At 43.2% G+C, this 24,896-nt stretch carries 23 protein-coding genes; 9 read left to right on the plus strand and 14 right to left on the minus strand.

Annotated elements, in window-relative coordinates; all coding sequences use genetic code 11:
- Positions 1-123: 123 nt before the first annotated feature.
- Positions 124-324: a DUF6965 family protein gene (locus tag C5749_RS05075; RefSeq protein WP_105723587.1), complete on the plus strand. Its 201-nt coding sequence runs from the start codon at positions 124-126 to the stop codon at positions 322-324.
- A gap of 65 nt (positions 325-389) precedes the next feature.
- On the opposite strand, the gene C5749_RS05080 is transcribed toward C5749_RS05075, so the two are convergent.
- The gene (locus C5749_RS05080) at positions 390-2,198 is read right to left on the minus strand and encodes a DUF4091 domain-containing protein (protein ID WP_245893624.1); all 1,809 of its coding nucleotides are present in this window, start codon (positions 2,196-2,198) and stop codon (positions 390-392) included.
- 170 nt (positions 2,199-2,368) lie between these two features.
- On the opposite strand from C5749_RS05080, the gene C5749_RS05085 reads away from it, so the two are divergent.
- Positions 2,369-4,006, plus strand: coding sequence for an ABC-F family ATP-binding cassette domain-containing protein (locus tag C5749_RS05085; RefSeq protein WP_105723591.1), 1,638 nt, complete (start codon positions 2,369-2,371; stop codon positions 4,004-4,006).
- 88 nt (positions 4,007-4,094) lie between these two features.
- The gene (locus C5749_RS05090) at positions 4,095-4,991 is read left to right on the plus strand and encodes a sugar phosphate isomerase/epimerase family protein (protein WP_181151279.1); all 897 of its coding nucleotides are present in this window, start codon (positions 4,095-4,097) and stop codon (positions 4,989-4,991) included.
- Here the strand turns inward: C5749_RS05090 and C5749_RS05095 are convergent.
- Genes C5749_RS05095 through pdxH form a run of 5 tightly spaced genes read right to left on the minus strand, consistent with a single transcriptional unit; the run spans position 4,984 to position 10,228 of the window.
- Positions 4,984-6,483 (minus strand): M14 family zinc carboxypeptidase, encoded by a 1,500-nt coding sequence (locus tag C5749_RS05095; protein WP_245893625.1) that lies wholly within the window; start codon positions 6,481-6,483, stop codon positions 4,984-4,986. The genes C5749_RS05090 and C5749_RS05095 overlap by 8 nt on opposite strands.
- Before the next feature lie 14 nt (positions 6,484-6,497).
- Positions 6,498-7,835: a dihydroorotase gene (locus C5749_RS05100; protein WP_105723593.1), complete on the minus strand. Its 1,338-nt coding sequence runs from the start codon at positions 7,833-7,835 to the stop codon at positions 6,498-6,500.
- Between the two features lie 47 nt (positions 7,836-7,882).
- Positions 7,883-9,073, minus strand: coding sequence for an NADH-quinone oxidoreductase subunit D (locus tag C5749_RS05105; RefSeq protein ID WP_105723595.1), 1,191 nt, complete (start codon positions 9,071-9,073; stop codon positions 7,883-7,885).
- A gap of 6 nt (positions 9,074-9,079) precedes the next feature.
- Positions 9,080-9,571, minus strand: coding sequence for an NADH-quinone oxidoreductase subunit C (locus tag C5749_RS05110; RefSeq protein ID WP_105723597.1), 492 nt, complete (start codon positions 9,569-9,571; stop codon positions 9,080-9,082).
- A 3-nt stretch (positions 9,572-9,574) separates the two neighbouring features.
- A complete protein-coding gene (gene pdxH / locus C5749_RS05115) occupies positions 9,575-10,228 on the minus strand; it encodes a pyridoxamine 5'-phosphate oxidase (RefSeq protein WP_105723599.1) in 654 nt (217 codons plus the stop codon).
- Positions 10,229-10,414: 186 nt separating this feature from the next.
- Between pdxH and C5749_RS05120 the strand changes: the two genes are divergently transcribed.
- Both C5749_RS05120 and C5749_RS05125 read left to right on the plus strand, forming a co-directional pair.
- On the plus strand, positions 10,415-10,981 hold the full coding sequence (locus tag C5749_RS05120; protein ID WP_105723601.1) for a YqgE/AlgH family protein: 567 nt from the start codon (positions 10,415-10,417) through the stop codon (positions 10,979-10,981).
- A 92-nt stretch (positions 10,982-11,073) separates the two neighbouring features.
- Entirely contained in the window at positions 11,074-12,165 is a 1,092-nt protein-coding gene (locus tag C5749_RS05125) for a mechanosensitive ion channel family protein (RefSeq protein WP_105723603.1), read from the plus strand.
- Positions 12,166-12,217: 52 nt separating this feature from the next.
- On the opposite strand, the gene C5749_RS05130 is transcribed toward C5749_RS05125, so the two are convergent.
- Entirely contained in the window at positions 12,218-12,559 is a 342-nt protein-coding gene (locus tag C5749_RS05130) for a hypothetical protein (protein ID WP_105723605.1), read from the minus strand.
- A 120-nt stretch (positions 12,560-12,679) separates the two neighbouring features.
- On the opposite strand from C5749_RS05130, the gene C5749_RS05135 reads away from it, so the two are divergent.
- Positions 12,680-12,904 carry a hypothetical protein gene (locus C5749_RS05135; RefSeq protein WP_105723607.1) on the plus strand — a complete coding sequence of 75 codons (225 nt, stop codon included), beginning with the start codon at positions 12,680-12,682 and terminating at the stop codon, positions 12,902-12,904.
- Positions 12,905-12,917: 13 nt separating this feature from the next.
- Here C5749_RS05135 and C5749_RS05140 read toward each other — a convergent pair whose 3' ends face one another.
- Together C5749_RS05140 and C5749_RS05145 are read right to left on the minus strand one after the other, a co-directional pair.
- A complete protein-coding gene (locus C5749_RS05140; RefSeq protein ID WP_146113676.1) occupies positions 12,918-13,316 on the minus strand; it encodes an SPW repeat domain-containing protein in 399 nt (132 codons plus the stop codon).
- A 200-nt stretch (positions 13,317-13,516) separates the two neighbouring features.
- Positions 13,517-13,918, minus strand: a complete 402-nt coding sequence (locus tag C5749_RS05145) for a winged helix-turn-helix transcriptional regulator (RefSeq protein WP_105723611.1) — start codon at positions 13,916-13,918, stop codon at positions 13,517-13,519.
- A 106-nt stretch (positions 13,919-14,024) separates the two neighbouring features.
- Here C5749_RS05145 and C5749_RS05150 point away from each other — a divergent pair, with 106 nt between their 5' ends.
- Positions 14,025-14,654 (plus strand): NAD(P)H-dependent oxidoreductase, encoded by a 630-nt coding sequence (locus C5749_RS05150; protein ID WP_105723613.1) that lies wholly within the window; start codon positions 14,025-14,027, stop codon positions 14,652-14,654.
- A gap of 173 nt (positions 14,655-14,827) precedes the next feature.
- Entirely contained in the window at positions 14,828-15,037 is a 210-nt protein-coding gene (locus C5749_RS05155; RefSeq protein ID WP_245893626.1) for a DUF1456 family protein, read from the plus strand.
- 15 nt (positions 15,038-15,052) lie between these two features.
- Here C5749_RS05155 and C5749_RS05160 read toward each other — a convergent pair whose 3' ends face one another.
- The 5 genes from C5749_RS05160 to C5749_RS05180 all read right to left on the minus strand — a co-directional run bounded on the left by C5749_RS05160 (position 15,053) and on the right by C5749_RS05180 (position 23,367).
- Positions 15,053-15,979: a DUF5017 domain-containing protein gene (locus tag C5749_RS05160; RefSeq protein WP_105723617.1), complete on the minus strand. Its 927-nt coding sequence runs from the start codon at positions 15,977-15,979 to the stop codon at positions 15,053-15,055.
- A 27-nt stretch (positions 15,980-16,006) separates the two neighbouring features.
- Positions 16,007-17,881 (minus strand): RagB/SusD family nutrient uptake outer membrane protein, encoded by a 1,875-nt coding sequence (locus tag C5749_RS05165; protein ID WP_105723619.1) that lies wholly within the window; start codon positions 17,879-17,881, stop codon positions 16,007-16,009.
- Between the two features lie 18 nt (positions 17,882-17,899).
- Complete coding sequence (locus C5749_RS05170) at positions 17,900-21,379, minus strand: SusC/RagA family TonB-linked outer membrane protein (protein WP_245893627.1); 3,480 nt, start codon at positions 21,377-21,379, stop codon at positions 17,900-17,902.
- Between the two features lie 213 nt (positions 21,380-21,592).
- Entirely contained in the window at positions 21,593-22,717 is a 1,125-nt protein-coding gene (locus C5749_RS05175) for a FecR family protein (RefSeq protein ID WP_105723621.1), read from the minus strand.
- A 71-nt stretch (positions 22,718-22,788) separates the two neighbouring features.
- Positions 22,789-23,367, minus strand: a complete 579-nt coding sequence (locus tag C5749_RS05180) for an RNA polymerase sigma-70 factor (protein WP_105723623.1) — start codon at positions 23,365-23,367, stop codon at positions 22,789-22,791.
- Positions 23,368-23,564: 197 nt separating this feature from the next.
- On the opposite strand from C5749_RS05180, the gene C5749_RS05185 reads away from it, so the two are divergent.
- Positions 23,565-24,839, plus strand: coding sequence for a serine hydrolase domain-containing protein (locus C5749_RS05185; RefSeq protein WP_105723625.1), 1,275 nt, complete (start codon positions 23,565-23,567; stop codon positions 24,837-24,839).
- Positions 24,840-24,896: the final 57 nt, after the last annotated feature.

The following is a 24,896-nucleotide window of genomic DNA, read 5'->3' on the forward strand; positions in this document are numbered from 1 at the left end:
CTTCACCTAAAAAAGTTACACATTTTTTTGACTATCCACCTTTGATAAAGTTTTTTTCACTTATTAAAATTAGGATTACCTCCGGCGGGTCTATACTGGTGAAAAATCTCTATTTTTGTCTATATGATAACAATAGAGGAACTGAAGAGCGAACTTTTAGCAAAATCTTTGCCAGAACGGGTAGAGATTTCACAGGAGCAAGTCGTAGTAGATGTGGACACTTTCCTGAAGATACAGTTTATCGAAGTAGAAGCTTGGAAAAAAGATTTAGAAAAATGTCCAGCTTATTTACGACTAATGAAATTCCGGGAAGCAATAAAATAATATGGATAACGAGGGATCTATAAGAGAATAAGAACCCCCGTTATTTTAACAACGTTGTTATACTCCTATTGTACCAATTGAACCGAAAGTTCGTTAAGTAATACTTTAGCATCGTTGAGGTCTTGATTCCACGTATCGTTACGCTTTGTAATCTTTAACTTTTGGATGGCCGTTTCCAACCGATCCAAGTTTGCCTGGTCGCCCTTGCCCCTCAACACTTGTTTCACCATCTGAATCTTCGCATAATCCTGAAGCCCTTCCAATAAGCGTTCATAACGAATCGAGCTTCGAGCATTTGGATATACAATATACGTATCACCAGCCGGCCACGTACGAAAGCGTGAATCCAACAATGGATTTTCCACCCAAGAATTGAATGCCCAACGCAACATACCATCAAAATTCGCCGCCTCAGTATACCATGCTAGAAGGGTAGATTCAGCGGGGTCAGAAAACGTAAACTGATTAGGAAATGCATCGCTACAGCAGATGTAAAACGTGGTGTTCAGTCCCCGGGATTGCCGATTTTTAAGGTCCACTGCCGAAAAGGGATGCCCTATCGAGATACTGATATCATTACTATTTGGATAACGTTGATAAGTTTTCTGATTATCCGCATAAGAAACACCTAATTCCGGTGATACCTTTTGTAATAAAGTCAAAGCACCGTCCACCTCTTCCCTGGTACGCTCGTCAATGGCGATATTCGTTTTTTCCAACCAACCTTTTCCCCGAAGGTGTTCCACGAAATCTTCTAAGAACGGCGTCCATAAATCCTCAAATATAGGTGTCCCCGGTTTAGCCTCGACATTTACAAATTCACCACTTGCCTCATCATTATAATGGATTTCGTTATTCCAAGGAATAATGGAATAGCAATTTATCATCTTGTCAATACCAAGATCCAGCATAAACTGCACCCATTTATCAAACACACGATAATCATACTTCCAAGAACCATCCCTTTGTTTTGTCCAAATAATCATGTCCGCATAGTGATCGAATGTCTGTACATTCCAGGGATCCTTGTTAAGGGTCGTCGTGATTACTTTTTGCCCTACGTCAGCTAACATCTGCATTTGTGGTTTCAACGCTTCAAAATGTTCGTCAGACCACATTTCAAGCCCTTCTACACGTGCCACTGCGGACGGATGTTGCCACTGGTCTAAATGATAGGTCCATTCTGACGGCTTTGGCAAAACCTGATCAATTACGTTCAAAGAAACGTCCAGTTCTTGCGTCTTTATGCCAGCAGCTTTCACATGCACTTTGGCGGTATAATTTCCCGGCTTCGCGTCTTCAGGAATGCGTAATGTTACCCAAACAGGCCTTACTTTCTTTGCTTCGAGATCGAAAGAAGTAAGATCGTCCAACATGTCAGGAGATAGAGACATCGCAAAATCTTCCGGTTTGCGATGACCACATCCTCCAGCGAACTCATCAGTCATCACATAGCGAACAAAATGGGTGGAAGCGATATCAACCGGTAAATTTTCTCCATTTTCTCCCGTAAACTCCGATACTTCTACTTGTGCATCAGCAATTTCCATATTTGTCCACAATAACAATTGCGCAGACACACGCTCTCCTCTCCATCCTATTATGGATTCTTGTTTCTTGACAGAAAAATCTGGAGCTACCGACTTCGGAAAGCGCTTATCAATCGTCACAAACGAAGCGTGTAATCCATTTCCCACGTTAGACCAGTCAGACAATGTATCGGCAGTTGGGTCAGGTAATTCTTCAAAATCGACCAATTCGAATGGTGTGTTCCGCTGTTGCTGCTGTTGACTTTGAGCGCATGCAGAAGCCGTCGCTAGCAGGATTGTGCTGCACAAAACACCTGTTAATTTTCTCTTATTTAAATTCATCATAAAAAGATTATAGTTTAAACTTAGCGAAATCGATAAGTACATGCAAACCTTACTGAAACACAATCGATTGTTTAAAATTAGTACTATCCCAAATGTAAAACATTCGAAGCCATGAGGTTTTGCTTCTTTTTCACGAAAAAAAAGAAGATAAAAAACGTTACCTTTGCAGCATGATTAATGTATCGAATTTATCGCTTCGTTTTGGGAAGCGCGTGCTGTTTGAAGATGTAAATTTGAAATTTACACCTGGAAACTGCTATGGAATAATAGGTGCTAATGGTGCCGGAAAATCGACATTCCTTAAAATCATATCCGGCGAGGTTGATCCTACAACGGGTTCTGTGGCTTTTACACCGGGCGAACGTATGTCTGTGTTAAAACAAAATCACTACGAGTTTGACGAATTTACCGTTCTCGAAACTGTCATGATGGGTAACCAGGAACTCTATAAGATAATGAAAGAGAAAGACGCCATCTACATGAAGGAGGACTTTACCGATGCCGATGGTGAGCGAGCCGGTGAACTAGAAAGCCTCTTTGCTGAAATGGACGGCTGGAATGCGGAGAACAACGCCGCTACTCTATTAAGCAACTTGGGAATCAAAGAAGGACTTCATTATAAAGTAGTCAAGGAACTAGATGGTAACGAAAAAGTGCGTGTGCTTTTGGCGCAGGCACTATTTGGTAATCCAGACATCTTGATTCTCGATGAGCCCACCAACGACCTGGATATTAATACAATCGCTTGGTTAGAAGATTTCTTGGCAGGGTATGAAGCTATTGTTTTGGTGGTTTCACACGACCGTCACTTTCTAGATCATGTCTGTACACATATCGTTGACATCGATTTTGGTAAAATGAACATTTATACAGGTAACTATAGTTTCTGGTATGAATCTTCTCAGCTGGCGTTGAAACAACGTACAGATCAGAACAAAAAGATGGAAGATAAAGTTAAGGAACTACAGGAGTTTATCCGTCGCTTCTCTGCAAATGCTTCTAAATCTAAACAGGCGACTTCCCGAAAGAAAGCGTTGGAGAAACTCAATGTGGAGGATATCAAACCTTCTAACCGGAAGTATCCGGCCATTATGTTCAACCAGATGGACCGTGAGCCGGGCGACCAAATATTGCATGTAGAGGACCTAAGTAAAACCGTCAACGGCGAAGTTTACTTTAAAGACGTTACTTTCATGATCAATAAAGGCGACAAAATCGCGTTATTATCTGAAAACTCTTTAGTAACCAGTGCATTCTACGAAATATTAGCCGGTCGTGACAAAGATTTTGGAGGAGAGTTTAAGTGGGGGGTCACCATCACGCCGACCGATATGCCTATCGAAAACGCCGAATACTTTGAAGGTCGTGATGAGAATCTTGTCGATTGGCTTCGCAACTACACCTCAAAACCGGAAGCAGATGAACAGTTTATTCGTGGGTTCTTAGGCAAAATGTTGTTCTCCGGCGAAGAGGTTTTGAAAAAGGTATCTGTATTATCAGGTGGTGAAAAGATGCGCTGCATGTTCTCGAAAATGATGCTTCAAGGCGCAAATTTCCTGCTATTCGATGAGCCTACCAATCACCTTGATTTGGAATCCATTACGGCACTGAACAACGGAATGTTAGACTTCAAAGGTTCCATGTTGTTTACTTCGCGTGACCACGAGCTAACGCAAACCGTGGCAAACCGCATCATTGAACTTACCCCCAATGGGGTCATAGACAAATTAATGTCTTACGATGAATACATTAACTCCGATGTTGTCAAAGCACAACGCGAAGAGCTATATGGTAAAACAACCGTATAAGCGTAACCTCAGTATAAAAAAAGGGAGGGGAAGCATACATTTCCCCTTTTTTTTGTTACTTTGGCTTTCTAAATTTATAAAAGAGACCATGAAACCAAACACATTCTACTCGCTGATAATGTTAGCGGGAATTACTTTTTTATCTTGTTCTTCTGGAACAACTTCTTCAACTACGCAGGTAGAAGATACATTGCAGGATACAGTCGGTTACCCTGAAGAACATTTAAATTGGAAATTAGGGGCACAAGCGTACACATTTAGGTTGTTTACTTTTGCCGAAGCATTGGATAAGATAGATAGTGCTGACTTACGGTTTGTAGAAGCTTTTCCAGGACAGATTATCGGAGCGGGGAACGAGGAGAAGTTTAACTATACCCTCTCGAAAGAAGGACGGAATCTCGTGCGAAAGCTCTTGACTGACCGTAATATTACGCTGCATGCCTTTGGCGTGGTTAATGGCAAAGATGCCGCAGAATGGGATCAGATTTTTGCTTTTGCCCAAGATATGGGCGTCCGCGTCATCAATTGCGAGCCGAAAGAAGAACACTTGGATATTATATCTGCCTTATGCGACAAATACGATATCCGTGCCGCCATTCATAACCACCCAGAACCCACAACCTATTGGAAACCCGAAGTCGTTTTGGCGGCATTGCAAGGGAGAAGTTCCAAAATGGGTGCAGCAGCTGATGTTGGACACTGGATGCGTTCGGGATTAGATCCTGTGGAATGCCTAAAGAAATTAAACGGTAAAATTATTCACGCGCACTTTAAAGATTTGAATGCTTTCGGCGACAAAAAAGCACATGATGTGCACTGGGGAACAGGTAAGCTTCCGATCAATGAAGTCATCGAAGAACTGAAAAATCAAAACTTTGATGGAATGCTATCTGCAGAATACGAATACAATTGGGAAAACAACCAACCTGATGTCGCCCAGAGCGTACGTAATCTCCGCGAACTATTATCAGCATCTGCTAATTAATCCAGTTCTTATAAAAATTTTCTTGCGGTGGTCGACTTAAATCGATAAGATAACCGTTGACCACTGCATATTTCAATTTTGCGCCGTCCCCTAGGAAGAAGTTACTAGTTCCTGTCAGAACGATTTTAGGTGTTGGAGCAATTTCAGTACCAGTAGCAATAACCAATGGGAGATTATGTAAACGATCTTGCCCCCGAGAGGCCACCCGAACGGCAATATATCCCTCTTTTAATAACTCCCAAGCGTCACTATTACGAATATCATCAACTGTCTGGAAAATCTTCGGATAGACTTTTCCTTGCACAAATTTCAACCCGCCGGCATCCAGCTCATCGTACCCATACGTACCTTCTAAATCACCTATATCTTCTATCCAACCGCGTACACAATAATCTCGCTCTACAGTCAGCTCTGCTCGCCGGATAGCAACGTCTGTCTTTAGCGGCACACTATCCGTTCCTAAGTCGACCTGTCGGATGACCACGTCGTGTAATTGAGACGCATTAAAAGGAATCTTATCATATGCCTTATAATCGTGCTTCTTATATGAACCCTGTGCAATTTCCAGTAAAGCGTTCAGAATAATGGCAAAATTAAACCGTCTTATTTCCTGTTTTTCAGGGTCACCTTTCAAACCACCCGATTCAATCAGCACCGTACTCGCACCCCATGCTTGGAAATTGTCACCAAAGCCACGTGGTGAATACGTATCGTCATACTTTGCGACCGCATCGGGAACATACTGTTGCAAAAGGTCGTTCATCCCCACAATGAGCTGCATCGCGCCTTTACGGACATCGTTCACTTCCCTGTCCACATTATAAGCCGGTGCAAGCATTGCTATCGTTACCGGATTTTTTGTTTTAGGAACGTTGTAATATATACTCTGATCGTGCAGGTTAAAGCCATAATTTGGCTTCACCTCTTCCGCCATCCGTCGCAGCAATTTCGCTTCCACGGTATGATTGGCACGTGCATCTCGGTTCAAATCGATATATTGGGCGTTTCGCCGTATAAAACGTTCAGCACCATCGGGATTCAGCATCGGAATAAAATGAATAGTCAGGTTATCCTTAAGACAGGTTCGAATGGAGTCGAAGCCATCATTTCCGCCTTCCAAAAAATTGAAAATATCAAACAGGGCCATCGTAGCCGTAGGTTCATCACCGTGCATCTGCGACCATAGCATCACTTTTTTATCTCCGCTACCGTATTTCAATTTATATATTGCTCGGCTTTCCACCGATTTGCCTATCTCCGCAACCTGCAGCACACCCTTCTCTTCCCGTATTTTCACCAAGTCCACGATATCCTGATGCTTAAAACGTCTATTCGTTAAAGCTGTTTCCCGATATGTTCTATGTAAGCTATTATAAGCATTTGTATCCAAAGTCATTGCATTCGCATAGCTATTTGATTCGCTCGTGATCGTTGTTTGATTACAAGACTGAAGACTTGTAAATACACATAAGAAAAAAAAGATTCTTTTCATATACAGTAGCTTTCCTACCGGTTAAACAATAACCGATGCCCTGTACCTACTTCAATAATCTTGCCATCTGTATAAGCTACATTTCCAGAAACCAATGTGTGGGCTACTGTAGCCGAAAACGTATGTCCTTCAAAAGGCGACCAGCCACATTTTGACAAGATGTTGTCTTTAGAAACCGTATATGGTTGATCGAGATCTACCAGTACTAAATCGGCCCAGTATCCCTCTCTGACGAACCCCCTGCTTTCTATCTGAAACAGCTCAGCAGTATTGTGTGCCGTTTTTTGCACCAGCTGTTCCAATGTCATTTTACCCTGTTTTACCAAGTCCAACAACGCTTGGAGTGCATGTTGCACTAAGGGGCCACCAGATGGTGCTTGAGCATAAGGTTTTGATTTTTCTTCCAGTGTATGGGGCGCATGGTCTGTAGCAATTACATCGATATGTCCATCTAACACCGCCTGTAAAACCCCTTCCCGATCGGCAGCCGTCTTCACCGCGGGATTCCATTTAATGAAGTTTCCTTTTTCTTCATAATCTGCGTCAGAGAACCAAAGATGATGCACACAAGCTTCCGCTGTAATTTTCTTCTCCTTTAAGGGACTAGTGCTGACGAAGAGTGCAGTTTCTGCCGCAGTTGAAATATGTAATATATGAAGGCGAGTATTATGCTTTTTGGCAAGTTCAACTGCTTTGGAGGAAGAAAGGTAACAGGCCTCTGCTGTCCGAATAAGCGGATGCATAAAAGGTTGCAATTTCTCCTCTCCATATTTTTCCTTAAAAGCTTGAAGATTGCGTTGCACGGTCGCTTCGTCTTCACAATGAACTGCTATCAGCGTCGTTGCTTCGGCAAAAATCTTCTCCAACGTTGTTTCATTGTCTACCAACATATTTCCCGTAGACGAGCCCATAAAGATCTTGATACCGCAAACATCACGTGGATTTATTTTTAAAACCTCGTCTAAGTTATCATTGGCGGCTCCCATGAAAAAAGAATAGTTTGCCAATGATTTTTCGGCAGCAATATCGTATTTGTCTTGCAACAATTTTTGGGTCAGCGTATTGGGAACCGTATTTGGCATTTCCATAAACGAGGTTGTGCCTCCCGCAACCGCTGCACGGCTTTCATGCCAAATATCGGCTTTATAGGTCAAACCAGGTTCGCGGAAATGCACCTGATCATCGATCAACCCCGGTAGCAAATGTAAACCCCGTGCATCTATCGTCTGATCAGCGGAACGTTTGATTTCTTCGGCAATCATCTCGATTCGCCCGTTACTGATATATACATCACTCAAAAAGGTTTTTCCCTCGTTGACAATTTGTGCTGATTTTATAAGAATTGATGGCATGTCTTAGTTATGAATTATGCGTTATAAATTATGAGTTCCAATTCAAATTACCTATCCACTTCTCCCAGTACAATATCAATAGAGCCGAGGATGGCAATTAAATCCGCTATAAGCTGCCCTTTACCTAGTTCGGGCAATACAGAAAGGTTATTGAAACTAGGCCCCCGCGCTTTTACCCGTCGCGGCACATCTGTCTTCTCCTGCGTTACAAAATGAAAGCCTAATTCACCTTTCGGGTTTTCTGCACGAATGTAATATTCCTGCGCTTTCAAGTTCACTTTTTTCGGAACTAATCCCCGAGGATCGAAATCCGGTGTCCTTTTATAATCAAGCTGAAGCCGTTGCAAACATTGTTCTATGATCTTTACAGATTCCTTCACTTCATCGACACGAACCTTATACCTATCCCAGCAATCTCCAAGCGTTCCCATCTCACCCTTCCCAATCGGGATCTCAAAATCCAGCTCGGGGTAAACACTATAACCATCCACTCTGCGTAAATCCCACTTAATACCCGATGCACGTAACATCGGTCCGCTACATCCATAATTGATAGCGACATCCGCAGGCAGCGCTCCTATATTCGCTGTACGCGAAATAAATATCTGGTTATTCGAAAGCAAATCATCCAGCTCCACCAGCTTGGGTTTAAAATAGTCTACAAATTCTTGACAACGGCTTTCAAATCCCACAGGCAAATCATAAAATAACCCGCCTATCCAAATATAGTTGTAAAGCATACGCGATCCCGAAGCCCATTCCAACATATTCATAATGTGCTCTCGATCGCGAAAACACCACATAAACGGCGTGAAAGCACCAATATCAATTCCGTAAGTACCGATAGCAATCAAGTGGGAAGCAATACGATTCAGTTCACAAACTAACACCCGTATATATTCCACACGCTTGGGCAATTTGTTTTCTATTTTGAGCATACGTTCTACCCCCATAACAAAAGCGTGGCTGTTGTTCATGGACGACAAATAATCCAATCTATCCGTAAAAGGTATAGTCTTTCCGTAATTGAGTGATTCCGCATGCTTATCAAAACAGCGATGAAGATAACCTAAATGCGGGATGACCTCCCTCACAACCTCTCCATCCGTAATAAGCTCCAAACGGAGCACACCGTGTGTAGAGGGGTGTTGTGGCCCCATGTTGATGACCATTTCTTGCGGCGTAATTGCCGCAATCTTCTTCTTATAATTCTCCAGTCCTTCGGTATAAGGCGTCATCTTTGTTTATTTAATGGCTATTCCGTGATAAGTCTCCGCATCTTCATAATCCTTGCGCAAGGGATATCCCTGCCAATCGTCAGGCAACAAGATACGTCTGAGATCCGGGTGCCCTGTAAAAAATATCCCCATCAAATCGAATGCCTCCCGTTCATGCCAATCAGCTGTACGCCAAACGGCCGCAACCGAAGGTACCTCGGGTAAACTATCAAGTCGACGGTCATTCTCCATTTCCACCTTCAATATGAGTTGTGTTTGATAGGGGATGGAAGCCAAGTGATACACTACTGCAAATCGGTTATCGGGATGATAATCTACGGCGGATATATTCGAAAGAAAATCAAAATAACATCCTTCGGTATCCCTCAAAAAATAGGCAATTTTAACCAAATTATCGGCATCTACAACCAAAGTAGGCTGTAAATGTTCCTCTTCAATACGAACAATAGCCTGTTCGCTAATATGGGTGATTATTAAATCTTTTATTTTAGTTATCATGTATTATGGCGCTAATCGTTGTATAATCCAATCCTCCTGTTGAAAAACATATTCAATGCGATCGTGTAAACGATTACTTCTACCCTGCCAAAATTCCATTCGCAACGGATGGACCACGTAACCTCCCCAAAAAGCAGGTCGTTCTATATTCACTTTTTCAGCGAACTCCACCGTCAATTGTTCAACACGCGTTTCTAACACCTTTCTATCCGCAATGACCTGGCTCTGTGGCGATGCTATTGCTCCAATACGGCTTCCCTTGGGGCGAGAGGCAAAATATTCATCTGAATCCTCTGAAAGCAGTTTCTCCGCCCATCCCTCTACCCGCACTTGCCGTTGCAGTTCAGGCCAAAAAAACAAAAGGCTGACTTTCTTTTCTTTCGCCATAGCCTGCCCCTTTTTACTATGATAATTTGTAAAAAAGCTAAATCCAGTAGGTTTTATATCTTTTAAAAGAACAACCCTCGACGAAGGAAAGCCGTCTTCTCCAACCGTCGCCAATACCATCGCATTTGGTTCCACCACCTCAGCATGACGAGCTTCGTCAAACCAACGCTGAAATTGTTTAATTGGATCGGACAATACGTCTCCCTCGTCCAATTTATATTTACAATAATCTTCCCGTATAGCTGCAATATCTTTATGGATAATGGACATGGGTTAAGTCTGTTTGATGCAAACACAAACTTAATCAAAAGCGGCGGGATTCGTAATATCTATTCTCTTTTTTTACCTCCCACCACCCCATGTTCGGGAGCGATCGTGCAAATGCATCGGTTTATAAATTGTATTCTTTATAAAAATACCGTATATTGAGTCAGGTTTTAGACGAAAACTCTTATTATGTTCAATACGCACACACCTCAAAAAGGAAGTTTATTGCTTTCCGAACCGTTTATGCTCGACAACAACTTCGAAAGATCCGTTATTCTACTATGCGAACACGATGCTATTGACGGAACCATGGGTGTTATCGTCAATAATCGTTCTTCGCTGTTGTTATCAGATGTCGTACCTGCTATAGAAAACCCACGCTTTCCCCTGTATATCGGTGGACCAGTTGGCGTAGAAGCCCTGTTTTTTCTTCACAAAGCACCTGAAAAGATTGAGGGGGGAGTTGAGCTTGTCGATGATATCTACTTTGGTGGAAATTTCGAGCAGATACAGCTTCTAGTCAATGATCATCTACTTCAGCCAGACGAAATTAAATTTATTCTCGGCTACGCCGGATGGATTCCCGGGCAATTAGACGAGGAAATTGAGCAAAACAGTTGGGCAGTACACAACAAATTCCCGACCGATCTACTCCTGCTACAAGACGGAGAAGATCTATGGAAACAGGTGCTTATCAGTCTTGGACCGAAATATGCCCATGTAGCCAATTTCCCGAAAAGCCCTGACTTGAATTGACTTGTTTTTTTGACTTTAGGCAAACGTTGTCATGACGACACCGTTATACTTATGTAGTAATCAATCATTGCATAAAAAAGACGAAAGTAGTTATGACAGAAGAATTAACGCGCCTCTCTCAAACATTGCCTATCTGGCTCTGGAATATCAGCCTGATTTTATTTTCTATTTTAACAGGGATTATTATAAAAATAATACTCGTTCCGCTTGTACGTCGAGAGGCTATCGCACAGGCTTCCTATTCCCTGTTCCGGTCCTTTATCCGTCATTTCAATAAAATACTGGGCGTTTTTATTCCGCTTATTGTTTTTAGCAGCCTCCTGCCTTTTACGCGTTTCAATCCGTCAACGCTCTCGGTTGTAAGCAAAACAGTGGAGATACTTTTAATCAGCTGCTTTGCTATTCTGTTAGTCCGGACCGTCAGGGTGTTCGAAGACTATCTATACCATCGCTTTGATGTGAACAAAGAAAATAATCTGCGAGAACGAAAAATTAGGACACAGATTGTTTTCATCCGTAAACTGATCATTACCATTATCGTCATCGTGTCGATTGCTATTATCTTACTCAGCTTTGAGAGCATGCAAAAAATTGGTGCAGGCTTACTCACCGGAGTTGGAGTCGGCGGCATCATTATTGGTTTCGCTGCCCAGAAGTCGCTTGGGAACTTGTTAGCAGGTTTTCAAATCGCGTTCACCCAACCGCTTCGCATGGACGACGTGGTGATTGTAGAAGGAGAATGGGGGCGCGTAGAAGAAATCAATTTGACTTATGTCGTCGTCAATATTTGGGACAAACGTCGTCTTGTGCTTCCGATTAACTATTTCATAGAAAAACCTTTCCAGAATTGGACAAGAACTACGGCCGAAATACTCGGCACCGTTTTTATTTATACCGATTTCACCATACCCATACAACAATTGCGGGATAAACTCACAGAACTATTAAAAGGTCATCCGCTATGGGATGGTAAAGTAAACGTCCTTCAAGTGACCGACTTTAAGGAGCGAACAATGGAAATACGCTGTTTGATGAGCTGTCGAAACTCCGGTCATGCTTTCGATCTACGCTGCTATGTGCGGGAGCAGATGATTCAGTACATTCAAAGCAATTTTCCTGAAAGTCTCGCGAAGACACGTATTACGTATAATGAAGGTACATCAGTACTAGACAGCACAAAATAGTTATTATGCACGTTCAATGATTACCCAGCTAAAAAGCTGCTCGAATTGATCTTTACTCATCGATTGTCTCATCAATAGGTGGGTCGCCAAGCACCGTGTCGCCCTTAACAGATCTCAAATAGCCTTGAAAAGCAATTTTCAAGGCATGATAAATAAGATCAGCGTGGTCATCGCTCGTGCCATAGGTGCCCAGTACGACTTTGTCATCATCGGTCTTTCCAACAATAGCCATCACGCACTTATCACCATCCGGAAAAAAGAGACCGACGCCGACCGGCTCATCGCCGTAATTAACCAGCCACGTTTCCTCGACCTGATCCTCAACGACTTTGGGAAGAGCAGACTCCTTTTTTAGCTGTTCTAGTTTTATATTGTCAAAATCAAGCGTATTCATAACGATATGTATCTATCAAACGAACGTTTATATATTCATTTTGTTTTCAAGGCCATTTCCTAAATTTGAAACTATATTTTATACCAACTGTTCTATGGGTAATAAGCAAATAAAATAGATATGAATACGAACGGACACAGAGAAAAACCGCAAACAGACCGCGAGCGTGGTGTTGCAGAAAACGAAAAAGCAAATTACAGCAACTTTCCCCAGGAAGAATCGAAGAACGAGGACGAAAAAGACGATATCAAAGAGACCGATCAGTTGGATGAACGGGACAAGGAAGGTGGTGATATTGCTGGAAACGCCGCGGGCAATGTTCCGCCTAACGAAGACGAAGACTAGCGGCGCAGCACTGTCACAATCCGCCCTCCTCCGGTCCGGTAACAGGTCTGGGCGGTGTATGTTTTTCTTGCCTCATTTCCGTAAAAAGCGCAGCACCTAAAATAATCAGTCCCATAACGATATGAAAAAGATGCGTCTCTTCGCTAAACCCAAACAGAAAGGGCGCTGCGATGAGAAAGGCGCCTAATACACCATCCATGGCTAAATGTACCTTCATTGGTACTATACGTACAATGCCACCCTCATTGGCAGTAAGTACAGTTAGTAATGCGATAAGACCGCCGCCAGCCAAGCTCGTTATTCTTGCCGCTTCTATCTCATGAAAAGTCGATAGCCAAGGACCAGCTAATAGCACGACGGCCCATATATAATCCATAAATGCATGCCAGTGTGTTGGAATTAATTTTCTCATAATCTTTTTGATTTTAAGTAGTTTTCCATCATAAGCCTACTTCCCTATTCGGCCTTTATAAGTAGACAACCAGCGCGCTAAATGGTTGGCGATAGCATTAAAAACGCGTAGTTATAACCTACTTTCCGTCCAACAGTTCAATGCACACCTGATTTATACGGGCCCAGCGTAAAAAACACCTATTTCTATTCCAACATGGCCTATGCTGACACTTCTGTACGTTCCTGTTTAAACTGGTCTACGATGCAACGTCGATGCTTTGTCCCCCACTCCGCCAAACTGTGGATTACCGGAAGTAAATCCACACAGTAATCAGTAAGCTCATAAACCACTGATATTGGCTGTTCGGAGATCACCGTCCGTTTAACCAGTAGATTCATTTCCATGTCCTTCAGTTCTCTGCTGAGCATCTTTCCGGAAATTCCGGTTACTTCCTTCAGTATTTCTGAATAGCGCCGTTTTCCAAAGCCCAGCAAAGAGATAATGGTAATTTTCCATTTACCGCTCAACACGTCCATCGTATCATGTACCGCGGCAATGTGTTTGTCACAATTTGAATATTCGTGTCCTTCACACGGCACTTCTTTTACTTTGATTTCCATAAAATGTCACTTAGTTACCCGAATGTCACTATTACTTTTTGTCCCTTGGTTACAAATTTACACCAAATTACCGGATATTTGCCTAGGTTTTATAAAAAGATTACAAATGGAATTACAAGACGCATTATCGTGGCGCTATGCCGTAAAAAAATACAAAGAAGCACCTGTAGCGGATGACAAAATCCGTCGCATCCTCGAAGCGACAAACCTCAGCGCATCCTCGGTAGGTATACAGCCTTATCGGGTTATCGTAATCAAAGACAAAGCCCTTCGCGCCGAATTGGGAGCAGGCTCTTTCAACACACAGATTACAGACGCATCGCATTTACTTGTGTTTGCAGCCTACACGAATATTGATCAGGGCATGATTGACGACTTGATGACACGTACAGCAGCGATACGGTCTATACCCGTAGAGCAGCTCGCAGACTTTAAAAAGATGCTAGAAAGTTTCCTGTTGACACGTACAGCTGAGGAAAATTTCCAGTGGACTTCCCGTCAAGCATACATTGGTCTCGGTACTGCATTGATTGCTGCTGCCGCAGAACAGGTGGATTCAACGCCAATGGAAGGGTTTGACTCCGCACAAGTAGACCGTATCCTTGGTTTGACGGAAAAAGGCTTGCGCAGTGTCGTACTATTATCATTGGGCTATCGCGACGAAGAGCAAGATTGGCTGGCATCACTTAAAAAAGTGCGACTACCCGTTGACGAGTTTGCCCCACAAGTAGGCTAAATTAGTACCGCCCACAAAAAAATCCCCGGATTAACTATACATCCGGGGATTCCAACCGCCAAAATATACCGCTCAGCTTATTACGGAAGAGCCGTACCAGATCACCCATGCATCGAAAAAACTTTTTTTTCGCGTAGATTTTTTATCTTTACGTCATGAGTAACAATGATATCATGAAAAAGCTCCGCGTAGCTTTAAAATTCACGGACGACGATATTGTCGAAATATTAGCCCTAGTGGATTTCAAGGTAACGAAAACCGAACTGAGCGCTATATTCCGCAAAGAAGACCATCCGAATTTCAAACCTTGTGGTGACCAGTTACTCCGAAATTTCCTAAACGGTTTGATTATCTACAAGCGTGGTCCTCGAACCCGTCATTAGCCCGGCCATCATGGCCTAAGGCTCCACTACTGTAATTTCCACTTGCTTTACCATTTCTTTATCATTATATGCTGTTTTATTAGAAGCAACAAATGTAGCGGTATATGTACCGACCTCCGTGTATACATGCGTAAATTCATGCAGCGGCATATCGGCGTAACCTTTTATAGGCACACTCCGATCTACCCCCATATCAATTTCATCCACTTGAAATGATTTGGAGATGCCCCATTCCTCATATTCCAATCGATGTCCTGAAGGCGCCGCGAGCAATAAGATTGTTGAAGCAACGGTGCTAGAAGACGTCAGCAAAGTGTCTTTTTTCACGAGCTTCCAGTCCATCGTTCTGTAGGAAGCCAAATCGACCGTATGTCCATATTCCGTGTTGACTCGAAGCGCGTGTGAACGTGTTCTCCAATTCCTGCCAGGAATAGATCCTTCCGGGACCGGTGGCGCTATATACCGATAGGCAATATAAAACGGATGTCCATTCTCGAGCATATCCGCCAAATTCACCGCTCCCGATGATTGCCAGCTCGTTTGCCACGGAGCAGGGGTTGCCCAATGAAATCTGGCGCTTACGTCATGCCACGTGGCAGCACTTACATTTTCATACTTATAAACCCCATTAAAGTCTGTGGAGAACATCAGCTGGACTTGCACGGCTTCTGTCGGCGTATTATGCGCGTCAAATGCAAAAATAAGATCCTTTACCTCGTCAATTCTAGATACATCCTTGAAATCATATGCGTTACCTACTTCCCCAGAGTAGAAAGAAAGTTGTCCTGGATCGCCAGTCAGGAGAAATTTAGCCTCATCACCAGCTTTTATAGTTAAGCTTGCGGGCTGTACGGAAAAAGTGGAAACATCCGCTGCTTCTTCCTTTTCGCAGGAATTCAATATTGCTAAGCAAAATAACATTCCGATTAAACGTATTTTCATATCGTCCTATATTTTATCAAATAAATATTACCAACCTGGATTCTGCGGAGTCAAACCCCTGTTTAGTGCCATCTCACGTGGTGAAAAAGGCCACAACATATCACGAGGAGAAGCATTTCGAAAACTGAGCACACCATAAGCGGTTCCCGAAGAAGCCCGCGGTACAGGGAAATCTCCATTCACGAAGTCATTCTCTATGCGCTTCATATTGATCATAAACTTACCCCAGCGAATAAGGTCAGACTTCCGCAACGTTTCAAAACAGAGCTCTCTGGCTCTTTCATCTTCAATTAGCTCTTGAAAACTCTCCTGGGTAGCTGTTTGATCTTCTGTTAAATCGGGATTACTAGTTTGTCGTTTACTGAGCAGTGCGATCGCCTCCGCCCCAGACCCGCCACCACCGGTCAATACAACCAACGGTGGAGTTGCGTAGTTCATTCCCTCCGCCGTTATTTTAACTCTTGTCACCGCTCCGTTCGCATTCACAAATGCCTTGCCTACTGCTCCAGTGCCATCCCCACCGATGATGGTTACTGTAGGTGCAGATGTATAGCCCGTACCACCATTCGTCACCTGGACCATACGGACCGACTCCTGTGGAAGTTGTTTTCCGTACGCTCTCCTGCGAACTCTGTTTACCGCTTCGATCGCTTCATTAGAAGGCGTTTGGGTAACCATATTGTCCGCTTCCGCAAACATCAGTAATACATCGGAAAATCGCAATAATGGAAAATTAATGGGTCCCGCATTCTTGTTTTTCGGTTCGACCAGTTCCAGTTCGCGGCGCCATTTACCACTTGTGCGCTCATAAATCTGCGCTACAGTAAATGGTATTTCTACAGCAGGCGTTCCGGTTATGCGATACGGTGCGATGGCCCACTCGCGTCTTTCATCAGCCGACAATAAACTAGCCGCATCCTCGTAGAGATGCCATAGCCGTCCTGTAATCTGGAGAAAACCATAGCTATAACCATACGCATCATCTTCGCCAGAATAAGCAATTCCATTGTTACTTCCTACCCGTCCATTTTCTTGGAAAGCGTCTGCGGAATTCCCATAAAACTCTACCTCCCATATGGATTCTTTAATATCATAACGATCCTGGCACATATTAATAAATACATGTTGATAAGACGGATTGAGGTCGTGCTGGAATCCATCTTCAGGAGCCGGATCGATGACCTTCTTGGCCCAAGCCCTAGCTTCCGCATACTTACTGCTATCGTTAATAGGTTCACCAGCCATGTATAAACATACGCGTGCCAGGATGCCCCTTACCGCAGATTTACTGACCCGTCCGCCGTGCCCGATAGCAGAAATACTCTTCACCATACCTTCTGCTTGTTTCATATCCGCGAGTATCTGTTCATATACTTCTCGGGCTGGAACGCGCGGTGCTACAGTTTGGTCGGCCGAACGGATGGGTTCTAACATCAAGGGTACGGCACCCCAGTTGTTCACTAACATCAAATGGTAAAAAGCGCGTAAAAATAGGGCCTCCCCTTTAATTGCTGCCAATTCAGTTTCATCCATCTCTACCTTATCCGCATTTGCAAGTAAAAAATTAGCTCTATTGATACCTTCATACCAATGCTCCCAATTGTTAGCGATCCGAGCATCGGATGGTTCCGTGCTGTAGACCGCCACCCCTACCCGGGTTGAACTACGCGCGTAATAGCCCTCGTCTCCTTCAAGCCCCATACGGCCGAGCATTTGGTCACCAAACGTCTGCGGCCGGCCCATCCTATCGTAAACGCCCGCGAGAGCCGATCTGAGCTGCGCTTCCGTTTCATAATAATTTTCCGGCGATAATGCATCCATTGGCGTCGTTTCCAGAAAGTTTTTACAAGCTGCAAAATGGAGCAGCAGTAACACGACAATTATAAAATATCTTTTCTTCATGATTTTCAATACTATGTTTTACAATGTAGCTTTAATCCCAAACACAATAGTACGTGCGTGAGGGTAGGCTGAGTAGTCAAATCCAGGTGTAAGCACGGAGTGCTTAGAGGATACTTCCGGATCGAAGCCCGAATACGATGTCCATGTGAACAGGTTTTGTGCTGATGCTGTTAAGGTCAAATCCTGTATTTTCGCACGTTGTATCCACGTCTTCGGCAAGCTGTACCCGAAGAACAGTGTTTTCAAACGCAGGAACGAACCGTCCTCTATTATTTTAGAAGAATAGATACCGTTAGGTCCCCAGCCTCCTACACGATAATGCTCATTAGACGGATTCTCTGGCGTCCATCGGTCAGCATACGACGTGAACTGATTTAAGCTCAACCTAGTCGAGCCCTCAAAGATAAGTCTGTTCGCGTTCAAGATATCGTTGCCGGCAGACCACTGAAAAAACACACCAAGACTAAAACCTTTATAAGTAAAGTTATTAGAAAATCCCCCAATATGAATCGGAATACCGCGACCTATTACCGTCAGGTCGTACTGATTAATCACGCCATCCCCGTTCAAATCTAGATACTTTATATCGCCCGGCTTCACGGTGATGTTCTGTCTATCATTATTATTCGTGGTTATATGGCTTTTTAATTCATATACATCAGGTGCTATTTCATCGAAATCTTCAAATTGATAGATACCGTCCCAAATGTAACCATACATCTGTCCCGCAGGTTGACCGATTTTCGATATATATGCGGGCGTGTTGTTAAACGCTGTTTCCCACGTTACGTTATTGATGATACTATTTTCACCCTCCGTCAACGCCAATATCTTGTTTTTATTAAAGCTGATGTTAAAATTAGACTGCCAACTAAAATCTTTCGTTTTCACATTCACGGTATTGAGTGTCAACTCGATCCCTTGGTTCCGCACCTTTCCAACATTCTTATAGACTCTTGTAAAACCCGTGTGGTACGGCATGTTGGCGTTTAGCAACAGGTCGTTAGTCGTTTTTCGGTAGAGGTCAACCGTAAATTCAAACCTGTTTTTCAGAAAAGAGACGTCGTAGCCTATATCTATCTGCTCCGTTGTTTCCCATTTCAATTGCGAATTGCCTAAACTGGATATATTCACGCCTTGTGTAGGAATTTGGTTCCCAAAAGAATAAGCTGCGTTATTATTAGGGTCCACTAAAGCAAACGCAGCAAAATCTGACACCCTGTTATTTCCCGTCAGTCCGTAACTGACACGCAATTTTGCTTCCGAGATAATGTTTTGATTTTTCATAAACGGCTCGTTTATCATACGCCATGCAAACGCCCCCGAAGGAAAGAATCCCCACTTATTAGCGGTCAGAAATTTTGATGATCCATCTGCACGAAAAGAAGCTGTGAATAAATACCGCGAATCATAATTATAATTAGCCCGCGCCAGATACGACTGTAATCTAAAAATGGAAGCCCCTCCCGAAGTCCCCAAAGGCGTACCTTGTCGAAGTCCATGGATTCCTAAGGACTCGTTCGGAACAAGTATCGCCGTATAACCTCCCGACTCGTTTCTACTTTCCTGCAAGCTATAAGCACCCATTAGGTCAAGCTGATGAACGTTGTTGATCCTCGTCTTATACGTAAGGATATTTTCGCTAGACCAAGCGATACGTTCGGAGAACGATTTCGATCCCCATTGCCCACGTGAATTGGAAGGTAAAAGAGGCGTTCCACGAGATGTCAACGAATTATAAAAATTCTCTGACCTCGAATTAAGGCTGTTTAATCCGCCTGTCATCTTCAAGGTCAAACCCTTTATAATTTCATAAGAAAGGTAAGCGTTGGCAATAAGATTGTTTCTAAAGACTTTCCGATGTTCATTCTGTGTTGATATAATCGGATTAATCCGGTAATCTTCCAATGGGTTTACATCCTCATCCATCATATCATCTCCTAAATCATCTAATGAAAAGTCTACGCTCCCTGTGACCGGTCGATATCCCAACGTTGCGTAGAGTAAGTAACTGGTGGCCGAACCACCCGCATTGGCCAACGAGGCCTCTCGTCCAAACGCCATTCTGCTAGAATAATTTGCATCAACTCCCGCTTTCACTTTTTTACTGAATGTCTGCTCTAATGAAAATCTACCCTGATACCGATTGCTTCCCGTATTGATAATAACGGCGTCCGAATCAAAAACCGATCCCGATATCGAGTACTTTGTTTGGTCATTACCACCTCTGACCGCTACATTGTGAATATTGGTCGCTCCCTTGCGAAACAGCCTATCCTGCCAATCTATGCCCTTCATACCTCGATACGTTTCAAGTGTGGTCGTCGAGTCGTCGAAATAACGGTGGCCATTGCCTCTGTCGGCCTGATAACGTACAAATTCATATGCATCCATCATCTCCATGCGTTTGATAATTTCCTGAAACCCATAAGAACCATTATACGTCACGACCGGCGCCCCAATCTTACCCCTTTTCGTTTCAATGATAACCACACCATTCGAACCACGAGCCCCATATATAGCCGTTGCTGATGCATCTTTGAGGATATTCATAGATTCTATATCGTCCATGTTGAGTGAACCCGGATCAAAATCCTCTATAGGGAAACCATCCACGACATACAAAGGTGCATTACTTTGTGTCAGCGAGCCGGCTCCACGGATAACGATATTAATCCCTTCTCCCCCTGGCTGCCCTTCACTTGCAGAGACCTGAACGCCCGCTATTCTCCCTGCTAGCGCTTGATCAAATGAAACTACAGGCGCGTTCGCCAGTTCCTCCACTTTTACAATACCGACAGAACCTGTGAGGTCTTCTCGATTTACGGTACCGTACCCGACAACGACTACTTCATTTATTTCGCCCGATATTGGATATAACCTAACATTGACTGGAGAACTCCCTTTAAAGGAGACTTCCTGCTTATTGTATCCAACCATGCTGAATACGACCGTATAATTACCTTTAGGAAGATTCATACTATATTGCCCTTTTTGGTTGGTTGCCGTCGTTACCGAGCTCTCTTTCAAAGATACGGTTGTCCCCTCGAGGGGGTTACCGGCCTCATCTAAAACGATGCCGCTAATACGAACCGTTTCCTGACTCTCGACTTTTAAAGGGCTTGAATACGATGGACCGGTTTTCTCATTAATGACAATCACCTTATTCTTCAGAGTCCAATTAAAGGGTAAACCGGATAGTATTTTTTCCATAGCTACCGCTAAGGGAACATCTTTCAAAACCGCATTTACCGTTACTGGCGTTTTAGTTTTGGCATTTACAAAGAAACGGAGACCAGTTTGTTCTTGTATTTGGCGCATTGCCTCGTTCAAGGGAATGTCTCGCGCATTCAGTGAAATCCGTTGCGCATAACTATTTGGTGAGGCCTGCAATACCGTTATGCATGTTAGTAGCAATATCAATTTCATTCGTACCAAAATCTTTTTAGCCAAAAATACATCAATAGACATATTTTCGACTTTTTGATTAAAAATCATAACTTTGTTCTATGTTTTAGGGTTTATAATTTACGCTTAGCCGCTGTAAACAGCGGTACTATTTTAACCGCCCTAAGCACATCTGGATAGTGTTCACAGCGCTATCCAGCTATGTATCATTTTCGACGGTATTCCTAATAATCTTTAGGAAAAAATTGAATTTATCATACTTCTTTTCATTACGTTATACAATCTGTTAATTACTCCGTTATTTCAGGGCATAATGATCAATTTTTGGGTCGAGCCATGCAACTCCAATCTAAAATGGAGACCACTTTCCTTCAGTATGCCCAGTACCGATGACAAATGGAGGTTCCGTTCAATTTCGCCCGAAAAATATGTTGTCGGAACAGCACCTCTATATTCTATATCCAGGTTATACCAGCGACTCAGTTCCGTCATCGCCTTTTTTAACTCCGTATGAGAAAATCGGAACAAGCCTTCTTTCCAACCGATTGTCCGCTCAACATCAGCTATCCGAGCATATAGCTGGTTATCAATATATACGGATTCCTCTCCGGGTTTTAGCGTAACAGACGAATGATGTGCCGAGACACTTAGCGAACCCCTTACCAGCGTAGTTTTTACTTCTCTTTCCCCCGGATATGCCGAAACATTAAAAGCAGTCCCCAACACATTTATTTCCTGTCCCCTACAAAGCACCTTGAACGGTCTTTTGCTGTCTTTAGCAACCTCGAAATACCCTTCACCTTCGAGCTCTATTATACGCTCTTCCGAAGAAAATGCAGTGGGATATTTCAATGAGGAGGCAGCATTGAGCCATACTTTAGATCCATCAGACAGCACGATTTGATATTGCCCCCCTTTTGGAGTATTCAACATCATCAGCGAAGAAGAACGATGTTCATCTAAAACACGACGCCCATCCGTATATGTAATTTCATCTCCGATTACAATACCCTCTTGGTCGCTGTTTAAATCTAAAACCGTACCGTCGGCCAATGTGAGCACGGCTTTATTCGTTCCTGGTGCGACATCTTCCAGCACGACGAAATGCGAGCTATCAACATTCATATTTACTTTCTCATAAACGACGTACAGACCGACAAGTGCTGCCAACAGGACAGCCGCGACAGCCCCGCATACCCTTAATCGTCTATGACGACGCCTTATCTTTGCCTCTTTGTATACCCTTTCCAACAACGTACGACAATGCATCTCTTTTGACGAGGCAATATGTTCTTGGATAAAAATTGGGGTATTTACGGAACTAGAAAACCAGTCGTCAAACTCTCGTTGTTCCGTTTCCGACAGGCTGCCGTTCAACCAACGGCTGGCCAAGTCCTGCATGCGTGTGTTCTGGTCGCTCTTTCCCATTCAATAGGTGCTTTATAAATAAGTACCCTGACAAGACCAAATCCTTCATTTTATTTTTTTTTAGCGCTATCTTATGTGAATGTGAATAGATACACAGACAGAAACCGTTGTAATCCAGAACGGAGAACTTTTTTTACCCGCACAAGATGTGCGTCCACTGCCTTTTCGGTTATATCCAATTCTGAGGCAATTTCGCGATAACTCATCCCTTCCTCTTTATTCATCCGGTAAATCAGTCTCGCTTTCTCGGGAAGATTACCGACGAGTTGTTCGAGGCGTTCCCGAAGTTCAGCAAAATCTAGGTATTGCTGGGTAGCATCATCTAACAAATCTACCGAACCGTGCCCTTCCTCGAAATATAAACGTCGAACACGTTGGTGGTTCAATGCTTTTATTACTCTATACTTAACCGCTACCAATAAGTAATGCTGAAAGTTGCCGGTTATATTTAGTGCTTTCCTTCTTTTCCATAACGATACAAACACATCCTGAACGATATTTTCCGCTTCCATCACATCATCTAATTTATGTATCGCTATCTGGAGTAACTTATCCCAATAACGGTTAAACAGCTCGTTGAAAGCTTGTTCCTTTCCTTTCGATATCAGGTGTAAAAGTTCACTATCAGCGAGCGGTTTATAAGACATCATATCTACGGTATAGGTATAAACATAACATTAAACTATAAAGCGCCGAAAATGAATTCAGGTTTAGTCATCGGTGCCAACAACACAAAGTTATAACAATAAATCCAAAATAACCGACATTAATGTCTTGTTCTCCTTATTTTTCCTAAATTAGCACAAGGAATCGACAGCACGCTATCATAAACTTAAACAACTTCCAAATGAAAAAAATTCTCTATCAGGCTATTCTTTTTTGCCTTTCTATACATTGCGGATCTGTGTATATAAGTGCTCAACCGAAGCAAATCGAGCGGATGGATTCCCTGCTCCAGTCGTTCATTGACAACGGCAAAACAAATGTTGTAGCAGCATATGTTGCAAAGGGTGGTGATGTACTATATCATAAGGCATTCGGATACAAAGACTTCGAAAATAAGATTCCGGCAAGTGTTGATGATTATTATGTCCTGTTTTCTCAAACTAAGGCTGTTATTTCGGTCGCCTTTATGACTTTAGTGGATAAAGGATTGGTGTCTGTCGATGATCCTGTCGCCAACTATTTCCCAGGTATACCGGATCAGATCATAACGACGCTGAACGAAGACGGCACCTATGAAACGAGAACAGCTAATGTACCGATGACCTTCGTTCATCTCATGGCACACTCCTCTGGTCTAGGCGCTGGTCAAGCAGGTGCACTACGACGTAAAAGACGCCCGCAAGAAGATAGGCCTCCCGGATTTGCTGGCCATACTGACGAGCGTAAAACTACAGGCCAACGCACCATGGGCGTGGATGGCGAAGTACGTTATCTGAAAGATGAAATGGAAGCGTTGGCCAAATATCCTTTAGGATTCGAACCGGGCTCGGAGTATAACTACCACGTCAGTACAAATATGCTGGCCTATATGATCGGGCGTATTTCGGGCAAGCCACTACGCGAATATGTAAAGGAGACCATCTTAATCCCGCTAGGTATGAATGACACCGACTGGTATTATCCAGCCGACAAATTGGATAGATTTGTAAAGCCATATAATTATGTCGATGGCAAATTGGAAAAGGGGACTACAATGTATGCTGAAGGTGCTGTAAGTCCGGTCCAAACATACTGTGAAGGTGCTATCGGCCTGAATGGACCGATTGGGGACTATGCCAAATTCTGCCAGATGCTGCTCAATAAAGGAGAATATAATGGGGTACGAATACTAAAGGCCGAGACCGTGGACGCGATGACCACCATCAACCGTCTTCCTGCAGTAAACTCGGGAGGCAAAGGATTCCAATTTGGACTTGGCTTTGAACTGCACAACCCGAACCGCAAACCCTTACCTGAGGTATCCAATAGCGCGTATTCGTGGGGAGGTATGTTGGGAACAGCGTACATCATTGATCCGCAAAATGATATGACAGCACTCTTTTATCTCAATATGTTTAAGAAAGAAGAGCTGTACCCCCTATTTTTGAAAGAAGTGTATCACGTGATCAAGCCGTAAAAGTTACCCGTATTTTTTCGTTTTACGGCCAAATTTCTTATTTTTAGATGTCTTTCA

Origin of the sequence: Sphingobacterium gobiense, assembly GCF_002980575.1 — a bacterium.
GTDB lineage: Bacteria > Bacteroidota > Bacteroidia > Sphingobacteriales > Sphingobacteriaceae > Sphingobacterium > Sphingobacterium gobiense.